The following is an 11,896-nucleotide window of genomic DNA, read 5'->3' as shown; positions in this document are numbered from 1 at the left end:
CAACTTCCCGCAAACTTCGCCAGTACCTACCCCATGCAAAACGATAAAATTGTAGTCGGCCTCGACATCGGCACCACCAAAATCTGCGTCCTAGTAGGACGCAAAAATGAGTTTGGCAAACTTGAGATCCTCGGCATGGGTAAAGCCGTCTCAGAGGGTGTAGTGCGCGGTATTGTATCCAATATTGATAAAACCGTAGACGCTATCAAGAAGGCCATTCGTCAGGCTGAAGAACAATCTGGCATCAATATCGGCGTGGTGAACGTTGGTATTGCCGGCCAGCATATTAAGAGTTTGCAGCACAACGGGAGCATTACGCGGGCCTCGCAGGACAGCGAGATTACTGTAGACGATGTGAACCGGCTGACCAACGATATGTATCGCCTGGTGACTCCGCCCGGCTCCGAGATCATCCACGTAATGCCCCAAGACTACAAGGTGGATTACGAGGAAGGCATCATGGACCCCGTAGGCATGTCGGGCGTGCGGCTGGAGGGCAATTTTCACATCATTACCGCCCAAAGCACTGCCATCAACAACATCAATAAGTGCGTAACCAAGGCCGGGCTGGAAATCGATAACTTGATTTTGGAGCCGCTGGCTTCGAGCATGTCGGTACTGAGCGATGAAGAGAAAGAAGCTGGGGTAGCCCTGATTGACATCGGTGGCGGTACTACTGATTTGGCTATTTTCAAGGATGGCATTATTCGCCATGCGGCCGTGCTGCCCTTCGGTGGCAACATCGTTACTTCTGACATCAAGCAGGGTTGCTTGGTAATGCAGAACCAGGCCGAGCAGTTAAAGGTGAAATTTGGAAAAGCCATTGCGGAGGAAGCTTCCGATTATGAAATCGTAAGCATTCCCGGCCTGCGTGACCGGGCTCCCAAGGAGATTTCTCTGAAGAACCTGGCTCATATTATCGAGGCCCGTATGGAGGAAATCGTGGAGCTTGTGTACGCTGAAATTCAGCGCACCGGCCACGCCGACAAGCTAGCTGCTGGCATCGTACTGACGGGTGGCGGCTCGCAACTGCAAAACTTGGTGCAGCTCACGGAGTACGTGACTGGCCTTGATACTCGTATTGGCTACCCTAACGAGCACTTGGGCAAGAGCCGCATCGAAGCCGTAAAGTCGCCGATGTACGCTACTACGGTGGGCCTAGTACTGGCAGGCTACCGCTCTATCGACGAGCGGGTGAGTCGTGGCTTTGAGCCCGAGGAGCAGGTTTACCGTCCTGCTCCAGAACCTCAGCACCAGCAGCACCGCGTGGAAGCTCCTATTGTTCCAGCCGCTCAAAAAGTCCCCCAAGCACCTCCCGCGCCTAAAAAGCCATCCGGAGCTGGCAAGTTTTTTCAGGATATTATCAGCCGTACGAAAGGGTTGTTGATTGACGACTTTGACGATAAGCAATACTAAGGTCTAAGAATAGATGCTGAACGATAAAATCGTCTGTCATCCTGAGGAACGAAGGACCTTATTACGCTGAAGTTTTTTGTTTAATTGGCTTAAGGTAAGGTCCTTCGTTCCTCAGGATGACAAGCGTATTTCCCTCATTGAAAACTGAAATAGCATGAATTATAAATTCGATATTCCTTCTACTTCCAAGTCAATCATCAAGGTGATTGGCGTGGGTGGTGGCGGCTCCAACGCCGTAAACCACATGTTCAGCCAGGGTATCAAGGACGTGGAGTTCGTCATTTGCAATACCGATAAGCAGGCGCTACACAGCAGCACCGTGCCCACCAAATTGCAGATTGGCGTTGACCTCACCGAGGGCCTTGGCGCTGGCGCTAACCCCGAGCGCGGCAAGCAGGCGGCCATCGAGAGCCGCGAGCAGATCCGCGAGTTGCTCAGCAATGGAACCCGCATGGTGTTCATTACCGCTGGCATGGGCGGCGGTACTGGTACTGGTGCAGCTCCCGTTATTGCCAAGGTAGCCAAGGAATTGGGGATCCTGACCGTAGGTATCGTAACGGCGCCTTTTTTGTTTGAAGGCAAGAAAAAGCGTCAGCAAGCCGAACACGGTATCAAGGAGCTAAGCGAGAACTGCGACACCGTCCTTGTGATTCTTAACGATAAGCTGCGCGAGATTTTTGGCAACCTGCCGATTCGGGCGGCCTTCGCCAAAGCTGATAACGTGCTGAGTACGGCGGCCAAAAGCATTGCTGAGATCATAACGGTGACTAGCGAGGTGAACGTGGACTTTGAAGACGTGAAAACCGTCATGAAGGACTCGGGTGCGGCCGTAATGGGCAGTAGCATTACTGATGGTGAAAATCGCGCCCAGCGCGCCGCCGAAGAAGCTCTAGCTTCACCGCTGCTCAATAACACTGATATCCACGGCGCCCAGAAAATCCTGCTCAGCATCATGTCTGGCGACCAGGCAGAGCTGGAAATGGATGAGTTGACTGAAATCACGGAGTATATTCAGGACAAAGCTGGTCAGGATGCCGAGGTTATCTTCGGTCACGGCATCGATTCCACGTTGGGCCAGAGCATTCGCGTGACGGTTATTGCTACGGGTTTTGCCCGCGACGCACATACTATTAACACGGGTTTCGTAAACAATAAAGCTGCCGAGCCAGAGCCTGATCCACAGATTAACTTGTTCGACAAGGATCGTCAGGAGGCTCCTGCTCCCGTAATCCCGACGTTCAGCACGCCGGCTTCTCCGGCGCCCGCTCCAGCATCTATCCAGGCACCTGCACCTACACCAGTAGAGCCGCCTAAGGTAACTTTCGACCTTGAAACTTCAGTTTCTAATTACGTGCCGCCAGTGGCTGCTCCGTCTTCACCAGCTCCTGAGTTGGTAGCGGTACAGCAGTCCGCTCCCCAGCCGCAGCCTTCACCAGCACGTCCTCAGCTCGATGTTCGTGCGGAGGAGCGCCGCCGTCGTCTGCAGGATCTCAGCAATGGCCTCACCAACGATGCTATTAAGGATCAGCTTGAGACGCCGGCTTACTTACGTCGCCACGTGAAGCTGGAAAATGTAACGCCTTCTAATGAGCGTGACATCTCCCGGTTTAACTTATCAGATGACAACGAACTGCTCGGCGACAATCGGTTTTTGCACGATAATGTAGACTAGCTTATCGGCCCCAATACCATGTAAAGCAGAAACCGCTGGAGATTTTCCAGCGGTTTCTGCTTTTATATCCTAACCCAACAATACCCAAAAACACTGATTTCAGTACACGTTAGGATACTTTTCACAAAAGGTACTCATGGCGAAGAAAAAGGAAAAGACAGAGTTTGTACTGAAATTCATACTCTTGCGTGGCGTGGTAGATGGAGTAGAGGAGCTAGAGCTACAAACCAATGCTGGGCTACTATTGGCGCGTTTTCACCCGATAGAACAAGCTACAGACGCCATAATATGGGTGGGAGGCACGGGTGGTGGGCTTGATGGTCCAGCGCGAGGCATGTATCCGCGGCTTGCCAGGCAGCTGGCCCAGTATGGGATTGCCTCACTTCGGCTGCATTATCGCAGGCCCGGTTACCTAGAGGAATGCATAATGGATACCATGCTGGCGGTAGCTTACTTGGCTCAGGCGCGCCAATGCTCCCGAATAGCATTAGTAGGGCATTCTTTTGGCGGAGCGGTAGTTATTAGTGCGGGCGCGCTGAGTGAAAATATTGCAGCGGTAGTGGCGATGAGCAGTCAAACGTACGGCACTGATTTAGCCCCCCAGATCAGCCCGCACCCTCTATTGGTGCTACACGGCACCGCCGACGAGGTATTATCGGACCGTTGTGCACATGATATCTATGCTCGGGCTAAGGAGCCAAAGAAGCTTTTACTATATCCGGGCTGCCGACATGGCCTCGACGAGTGTCAGGATCAAGTAGACAAAGACGTGGTGGAGTGGCTACGAGATCAATTTGAAGCGGGAAAACCAGCTGAGCTGTAGAAGTTAACTACTAGGGTCTGAGCTGGCCAAGGGTATCAGCAGGCGGGGCAAGCGAATCGAGGACTGCAGAGTCACGTAGCGTAGGCTCGGCCATCTCTTTATCGGCACTAAGTGTGCGTGTGCCCGAGGAGGAAGTAGTGCTGCAGGCACCCAACGCGAATAGAGCTATAAGCACAAAAGAAGAGAAGAGGTTTTTCATAGCTGGGGGGCTTTTTACGAACAACTAGTTAGGCAGAAACCATGAAATGATTTGCCTTGGTTCGTCGCAGTAGATATCAAACAGAATCGGGCAGCCTCAGGAGCCGCGCTAAAAGCGACTCTTGAGGCTGCCCGATCTGGTGGTTACCTTCTCTGTCTTATTGCTGGCCTTGGTTGTCACCTCCTGCCTTTTGGTCGTCGTTGCGGATGCTCTTCTTAGGGCGACCTGCACGATTATCCATTTTACCAAACTGATAGTTGAAGCTCACCCGCACGCCGCGGTTGTACACGTAGTTGTTACCACGGGAGGTAAAGCGGGCCGCATCCAGCTCGTTGCGGAAGCGAATAGTCCGGTTGAATGGGTTATCTAAGCCCACGCTCAGGCTACCTTTTTTCTTGAACAGCTCCTTCTTAGCTGCAATGCTGTAGTACTGATAAGCGGAAGTGCGGCCTTGCAACTGCACGCGCGGCGAGTTCAGAAAGCCCGAGAACTGCGCGCTGTAGCCTTTATCGAATTGATAGGACGAGGAAATGTTGGCGTTATACATAAAGCCGTCATTTGTCGTGTTCAGGCTAGCGCTTTTGAGCGTTACATAATACGTGTTTACGTTGCCATTCACCGTCCACTTGTCGGTCAGCTTCGTCGAGCCAAACACGCTCATACCGTAAGTAGCATTGCGCGCCACGTTCTGGAAAGTGGTATAAATCACTTGCGCTTCCGTGTCGGTAGTTTCAATTAAGTCACTGAGGGGCACTAGGCGCGACACGCTCTCAATGGCGTTGTTGGTACGACGAGAGTAGAGCGAGAAGTTCAGGTTGCTCTTCTTGATAAAGGTGCTGTAACCCAGCTCATACGAATCGGTTAGCTCAGCGTCGAGGTTAGGATTTCCGGAGGAGAATATGCGCGGGTCGCTGGTATTCAGGTAAGGGTTCAGGAAGTAAATGTTAGGACGCTGCACCCGGCGAGTATAGCTGAGTTTAAACTTCTGATTCTTGTCTTTGCCAAAGTCGCGGGAAGCAACAATGCTTGGAATGAAGTTGGTGTACTGCTGGCTGATTTGGGTGTCGTTGGAGAAAAAGTCACCCCCGATGCGGGTGTGCTCCACGCGGGCGCCTAGTTTGAAGGTATATACTTTCTGCAAGCTGAAGCCGTAGGTACCATAGCCCGAGTATACATCCTGGTCGTAGCGAAATCGGTTGGTGCGGTCGGGGAGGAGCAAGAAGCCGCGACCATCTACGCTATCCGCTTCGATTTGGAAATCAGTATTTACTTGACGCAAGATGGTTTTGGCGCCTAGCTCCAACGTACTAGTGCTATCGAGTGGCTGCACGAGGTCGGCCTGGAAAGTGGCTTCGCGGTTGCGGCTATCGTTGAAGCTTTGCTCGCGGTAATCAGGGCCAAATAACTCGGGCCGAAACTGGTCCAGATCATACTCATTTAGGCCCTTATTTACGCTATACAAGGCCAAGACGCTAAACTCCTGCCGCGGCTTGGCCAGCGTTTTGGTGTAGCCAAAGTTTAAGTCGATGTTACGATTCTGGTTGTCCGTATCGATGTCGCGGGTATAGGCATCGAGGCCAGCATTCGTGACATAATCCGAGCGCAGACTACGGTCGCCCATAAAGCGAAATAAGTTGCCGCGGGCACTGAGGTTGAAATTGTCCTTGGGGGTAAGATCATAGTCGCCACCGATCTGCCCATAAAAACCGCCCCCCAGGTTTCGGTTCGTGCTCAACTGGTTGAGCGTGGCAATGGTAGTGGAACCTTCAAAATCGCGGCGCACCGTTTCGCCTCGCCCCCGGTTGTAAAAGCCAAAAGAACCCAAGTTGGCATTCACGCCTACTTTGCCTTTCCGGGCGTTTAGACTGGAATTTAGGTTGCTGGAGCGCGTACCAGCTGATACGTTCACTGAGCCGTTTACGCCGGCCAGGTCGTTTTTCTTCAGAATAATATTGACAATGCCTCCCGTACCCTCCGCATCGTATTTAGCAGAAGGTGAGGTTATTACCTCCACCGTTTTAATCTGGTCGGCCGGAATCTGGCGCAGCGCGTCGGCTACGGACGAGGCTACAATGGTGCTCGGCTTGTTGTTGATCAGAACGCGCACGTTAGACGAGCCCCGCAGTTCCACGTTGCCATCTAGGTCTACGGCCAGCAGGGGTACTTTTTTGAGCACATCGGCAGCGGTACCACCGTTATTGGTAATGTCCTTGTCGGCATTATAAACAATGCGGTCGACTTTGTTTTCCACTAAATCACGCTCGCCTGTCACTTTCACTTCACCAAGTTGCTGAGTGGTAGCGACAAGGGAAATGCCCCCCAGGTTCACATCAGCATCGGCTGAGGCTAAGCGAACATTGTCAAGCACTTTGGTCTGGTAGCCGACAAAGCTAATGCTGATCTTATAAGCACCCGGAGCCAGCTTGGTGAAAGCAAAGCGTCCTTTCTCATCGCAGATGCCCCCATCCACGGCCTTGTCGGTTGTTTGGTCGAGCAGGGCTACAGTGGCGTACTCTACAGGCTGACCGGTTTTGCTGTCTGTCACGACGCCGCTAATACTGGCGTTGCCGCGCGGCGGCGCGGGTGGCGTATTCAGCGCGGGGCGGGGAGCAGTGGGGGCGGGAGCAGTTGGAGCCGTTTGGGCCAAGACCTGACAGGACAAACCAAGTCCGGCCAGTAACAACGGTAAAGCGTGTTTCATGGGGTAAAAGTAGAGAGCGGCATAGCCGCTCAACAGGTTATTTCGATGAATGGAGGCCAGTTTCGGCCAAAACCCGAAATCATCGGGTGGATAGCAAATTGTCTTTAAGGATAGAGAGGCGCGTAGTGGTAGGGCAGTGCTTTAAGCGGCGGAGTCGTGACGTAGAAAATGCCCCCCAGCCATGTCTATAAAATTGATCTGCCCTACAGACAAGTATAAAGGCATACAGTTGCTTGTAGATATAGTGTCGAGCTAAATTTCCTGTTGAATAATAATGCACCAGTTGCGACCTCAACTCAAAGCAAGGCAGTAACGCGAGAGTTGGAGGGCAAATCTGTGCAAAGTCAGGCGCAACACGGTAGATGCCTGATGACACTATACCTCAGTTGGTAGCTAAGAAAGCACTGATGCTTGAACAAAAGCATAATATAAAAAAGGCTCATACGAATCCGTACGGGCCTTTTTTTGTTCTAGCAAAATAACAATGAGCTGTTATTTGATATCAACTAACAAGCTGGCAAATACCAATCAATGTTAGCACCACCATATACCTGCGTATTGTTGTTGTCCAGCAGGTTGGGGCCACTCTGAGTTTTAAAAAGCTATTAACTGGGCAGCCTGTTCCTGCAATAGCTGCTGATACAGCGGGTTTGTTAGCTTTCCATCTTCGCTCAAAAACTTATCAATAGCAGGCAGCCGCACGCGGGCAGGCAATACCGCCGTGCCCAGGTACATAAGAATATCGGTCAGGTGGCTAAGTGCTAAAATGCCCCCCTGGACCCCAGTTGATATTCCAATCAAGGCCGCTTTCTTCCCACGAATGCCTCCCGGATAAGGTAAGCCATCAATGAAAGCCTTTAGTACACCGGGAAAGGAGCCATTGTATTCGGGAACCACGAACACCAGCTTATTAGCGTTGTTAGTGAGCTCAAAGAGCTCGTTGAAACCATCATGCTGCCCTGTATTAGCATAAAGAGCCGAGGTAATAAAGTCGGAGGGCAGATCAGTAAGATCTAGGAGTTGGCACTCGGCCCCTAGACTTTTAAGCAAGTCAGCGTATAAAACGGCTACCCGACGAGCTCGGGATTTCGGACGATTTGTTCCGATAATAATTGTGATCATGGTGCGTGAGAGCGGAAAGTAGGGGGCAAAAAAGAGGGCGAAACGGAAGCCGTTTCGCCCTCTTTCACTATAACAGCACAACCCTATGCTAGGTTGTCCGAAGTAGCTTTTGCGTTAATAAACTCACGGTTTAACAGCGCAATATTTTCGAGAGAAATACCTACTGGGCATTCCGCTGCGCACTGACCAATGTTGCTGCAGGCACCGAAGCCTTCTTTGTCCATTTGTGCTACCATGTTTTCCACGCGAGTCTTGCGCTCAACTTGACCCTGTGGCAATAAGGCTAATTGAGAAACCTTTGCCGATACGAATAGCATGGCTGAAGAATTTTTGCACGCAGCCACGCAGGCACCACAGGATATGCACGTCGCGGCTTCAAACGCCTTATCTGCGATATTCTTCGGAATCGGAATCTCGTTGCCGTCGGGTACACCGCCAGTGTTCACGCTAATGTAGCCACCAGCCTGAATGATGCGGTCGAAAGCTGACCGATCTACGCTCAGGTCACGATTGACAGGAAAAGCGTTAGCACGCCAAGGCTCAATTGTAATGGTGTCGCCGTCGCTAAACTTGCGCATGTGAAGCTGGCAGGTTGTAGTGCCTTTCTCCGGACCGTGCGCACGGCCATTAATAAACAAGTCGCAGGAACCACAGATGCCTTCGCGGCAGTCATGGTCGAATGCCACCGGATCATCGCCTTTGTGAAGCAAGTCTTCATTGAGCACGTCCAGCATTTCCAGAAAAGACATCTCAGGTGAAATATCCTTTACCTGGTACTCTACTATTTTGCCCTCGCTATTACGGTTGCGCTGCCGCCATACCTTAAGCGTAAGGTTCATCGGTTTTGCATTAGGGTTATTACCGGCCATTTTATATAGAAAACTGAGAGTTGAAAGGAGAGAGGGGAGAGAAAGAAAGAAGATGAAAAGGAATCGATAAAGGCTTCGCTTCTTTCTTCTTGCTCTCCCTTCTGGGCTTACTTATAGCTACGCTGCGTGAGTTTTACGTTTTCGAATTGTAGCTCTTCCTTGTGCAGAGTTTCGGGTTGATTATCGCCCATCCACTCCCAAGCGGCTACATAAGCGAAGTTTTCGTCATCGCGAAGCGCTTCGTTTTCGGGGGTCTGGTATTCCTCACGGAAGTGACCACCGCAGCTTTCCTCGCGGTGCAAAGCATCGTCTACCATGAGTTCACCGAGTTCCAAGAAGTCAGCTACACGACCAGCACTTTCCAGCATCTGGTTTAGCTCTTCATTGGTACCGGTTAGCTTCAGATCCGTCCAGAATTCGCGGCGTAGCTTCTGAATTTCTTGCTTAGCAAACTTCAAACCCTCAGCATTGCGGCTCATACCGCAGTGGTCCCACATGAGTAGGCCCAAAGCTTTATGAAACTGACCCGGAGTGCGAGTACCCTTAATGCTTAATAACTTCTGTGTACGAGCATGTACTTCTGCTTCGGCTTCCTTGAAGGCCGGATGCTGCGTCGTAACAGGCGTGGGGGGCATTTGTGCTAAGTAATCACCAATGGTGTAAGGGATTACGAAGTAGCCATCAGCCAAACCTTGCATAAGAGCCGAAGCACCCAGGCGGTTGGCGCCGTGGTCAGAGAAGTTGCACTCACCGGTAGCATACAAGCCTGGAACCGAAGTCATCAGGTTGTAATCTACCCACAAGCCACCCATTGTGTAATGCACCGCTGGGTAGATGCGCATAGGCAACTCGTAAGGATTCTCAGCGGTAATTTTCTCGTACATGGCAAACAGGTTGCCGTACTTCTGACTCACCTTATCTACGCCATCGCGCTTGATAGCGTCGGCAAAGTCGAGGTATACAGCCAAACCGGTCGAGCCTACCCCGCGCCCTTCGTCGCAGGCTTGCTTAGCATTACGCGAGGCTACGTCGCGGGGCACGAGGTTACCGAAGGAAGGGTACTTACGCTCCAAGAAATAATCGCGGTCATCTTCCGAAATGTCGGCCACCCGGATTTGGCCCTGGCGCAGGCGCTCAGCCATTTCCTTCGTTTTGGGTACCCATACCCGTCCATCGTTACGCAACGACTCCGACATCAAAGTCAGTTTTGACTGATAATCGCCGGAAACCGGGATACAGGTTGGGTGAATCTGCGTGAAGCAAGGGTTAGCGAAGAAAGCACCCTTCTTGTGTGCACGCCATGGAGCAGTAACGTTGCAGTACTTGGCGTTTGTGCTCAGATAGAATACGTTGCCGTAACCACCCGTTGCTAGCACTACCGCATGAGCAGCATGCGTTTCGATTTCACCCGTAATTAGGTTGCGGGTTACGATGCCACGCGCTTTGCCATCCACTACCACTAGCTCCAGCATTTCGGAGCGAGTGTACATCTTCACTTTGCCGTAAGCAATCTGACGACTTAGGGCCGAGTAGGCACCTAACAATAGCTGCTGGCCAGTTTGGCCCCGAGCATAAAATGTACGGCTTACCTGAGCACCACCGAACGAGCGATTAGCTAAAAGCCCCCCGTATTCGCGAGCAAATGGTACACCTTGCGCAACACACTGGTCGATAATGTTGACCGACACCTGAGCTAGGCGATACACGTTTGCCTCACGCGAACGGTAGTCACCTCCCTTGATGGTATCGTAGAATAAGCGAAATATAGAGTCGCCGTCGTTCTGGTAGTTTTTCGCTGCATTAATGCCGCCCTGCGCAGCGATAGAGTGCGCACGACGAGGCGAATCGTGATAGGTAAATGCTTTTACGTTGTAGCCCAACTCAGCTAATGACGCGGCCGCTGATGCGCCGGCCAAGCCCGTGCCCACGATAATTACGTCGTACTTCCGCTTATTAGCAGGGTTCACAAGCTTCACATTGAACTTGTGTTTCTCCCATTTTTCGGCGAGAGGACCTTCAGGAATTTTGGAGTCCAAATACATAGCGTGGGTGGTTAGGAGTTAAGTAAGTACTTCACGAAGAAGTAAATGGGCATCGAGGCAAAGCCAGCACAAACGACAACGGCGAAAATGTACCCAATGACGCGAATGATAGGTGTGTACTTGCGATGATTCAATCCCAAGGTTTGGAAACCGCTGCGGAAGCCGTGAATTAGGTGATAGCAGAGAGCGATTTGAGCTCCTACATATAGAACGACGTACCACCACTGTTGAAAAGAGGTAACGACTAGGGTGTAGAGGTCGTCGTTATTATTGATATCTGGGTCAAGATCCCCGAAGCGAGCACGGTAGAAAAAGTTGTACATGTGCACAATCAGGAAAATCAGGATCAGGGTGCCAAGCAGTGCCATGCTGCGCGAGTACCAGGGGCTGTTTTCCGAGGGTCGGCTGTCAACGTAGCCTACTTTGCGAGCTGCACGGTTGCGTGCGGCTAGTGTGTACGATTCATAGATGTGGAAACCAAAGCCAAGTAGTAGTACCCATTCCAGCGTCCGGATTACCGGATTGGTACCCATGAAGTGGGAGTATATATTGAAAGCAGCCCCACCATCATCTTTGAACAACTGTAGGTTGCCTACTAAGTGAACAACTAAGAAAGTACACAGAAAAAGTCCCGTGATGGCCACAATAAGTTTGCGGCCAATACTGCTGGTAAACGTGTTTGTAATCCAACTCATAGGAGTTATTGGTGGTTTTAGTACGGTCGGTTGTATTTGGTCAAAGGTAAGGGCCGACTAAGTACGAAACAATTGACCTTCGACGTTTAAGAAAGACCTGAATCAATCTGGCAACGCGGCCGTTAGAGCTTCGTAGTGAATATATAACACCACGCGCGCGTTGTTTGTTAGGTTGTCAGCGGATTTTTGCTGACCTTCTCTTTCTGGATAAATTGTCTTTAATCGATCTTTCATATGAAGCTTTCGCTACCCCAGCGCGTTAGTTGGTTATGGGTGGTGCTGGTCCTGACGGTGCTGGCCTCCCTCGGCCTAACACCCACGGCGCAGGCCTCCCACATTCGGGCCGGCGACATTCAG

General features: G+C 51.4%; 9 protein-coding genes. 3 read left to right on the top strand and 6 right to left on the bottom strand.

Going from position 1 to position 11,896, the window contains the following annotated elements; genetic code table 11:
• Window positions 1-33 precede the first annotated feature (33 nt).
• From ftsA to ACW9KT_RS13180, 3 genes are all read left to right on the top strand, one after another.
• On the top strand, window positions 34-1,416 hold the full coding sequence (gene ftsA, locus ACW9KT_RS13190; protein ID WP_457081112.1) for a cell division protein FtsA: 1,383 nt from the start codon (window positions 34-36) through the stop codon (window positions 1,414-1,416).
• A gap of 154 nt (window positions 1,417-1,570) precedes the next feature.
• A complete protein-coding gene (ftsZ, locus tag ACW9KT_RS13185; RefSeq protein WP_457081110.1) occupies window positions 1,571-3,088 on the top strand; it encodes a cell division protein FtsZ in 1,518 nt (505 codons plus the stop codon).
• Window positions 3,089-3,224: 136 nt separating this feature from the next.
• Window positions 3,225-3,911 (top strand): alpha/beta hydrolase, encoded by a 687-nt coding sequence (locus tag ACW9KT_RS13180; protein ID WP_457081108.1) that lies wholly within the window; start codon window positions 3,225-3,227, stop codon window positions 3,909-3,911.
• Between the two features lie 10 nt (window positions 3,912-3,921).
• Here the strand turns inward: ACW9KT_RS13180 and ACW9KT_RS13175 are convergent, their stop codons facing one another.
• The 6 genes from ACW9KT_RS13175 to ACW9KT_RS13150 all read right to left on the bottom strand — a co-directional run bounded on the left by ACW9KT_RS13175 (window position 3,922) and on the right by ACW9KT_RS13150 (window position 11,539).
• A complete protein-coding gene (locus ACW9KT_RS13175) occupies window positions 3,922-4,110 on the bottom strand; it encodes a hypothetical protein (protein WP_457081106.1) in 189 nt (62 codons plus the stop codon).
• A 157-nt stretch (window positions 4,111-4,267) separates the two neighbouring features.
• Window positions 4,268-6,811, bottom strand: a complete 2,544-nt coding sequence (locus tag ACW9KT_RS13170; protein WP_457081104.1) for a TonB-dependent receptor domain-containing protein — start codon at window positions 6,809-6,811, stop codon at window positions 4,268-4,270.
• Between the two features lie 594 nt (window positions 6,812-7,405).
• On the bottom strand, window positions 7,406-7,933 hold the full coding sequence (locus ACW9KT_RS13165) for an NADPH-dependent FMN reductase (RefSeq protein WP_457081102.1): 528 nt from the start codon (window positions 7,931-7,933) through the stop codon (window positions 7,406-7,408).
• A gap of 83 nt (window positions 7,934-8,016) precedes the next feature.
• Complete coding sequence (locus ACW9KT_RS13160) at window positions 8,017-8,772, bottom strand: succinate dehydrogenase/fumarate reductase iron-sulfur subunit (RefSeq protein ID WP_457081100.1); 756 nt, start codon at window positions 8,770-8,772, stop codon at window positions 8,017-8,019.
• Window positions 8,773-8,909: 137 nt separating this feature from the next.
• On the bottom strand, window positions 8,910-10,844 hold the full coding sequence (locus ACW9KT_RS13155; protein WP_457081098.1) for a fumarate reductase/succinate dehydrogenase flavoprotein subunit: 1,935 nt from the start codon (window positions 10,842-10,844) through the stop codon (window positions 8,910-8,912).
• 11 nt (window positions 10,845-10,855) lie between these two features.
• Window positions 10,856-11,539, bottom strand: coding sequence for a succinate dehydrogenase cytochrome b subunit (locus tag ACW9KT_RS13150; RefSeq protein ID WP_457081096.1), 684 nt, complete (start codon window positions 11,537-11,539; stop codon window positions 10,856-10,858).
• Between the last annotated feature and the right edge of the window lie 357 nt (window positions 11,540-11,896).

Source organism: Hymenobacter sp. HD11105, from assembly GCF_054051685.1.
Note: the sequence above shows the minus strand (reverse complement) of the source record. Positions and strands in the feature narration are given on the sequence as shown.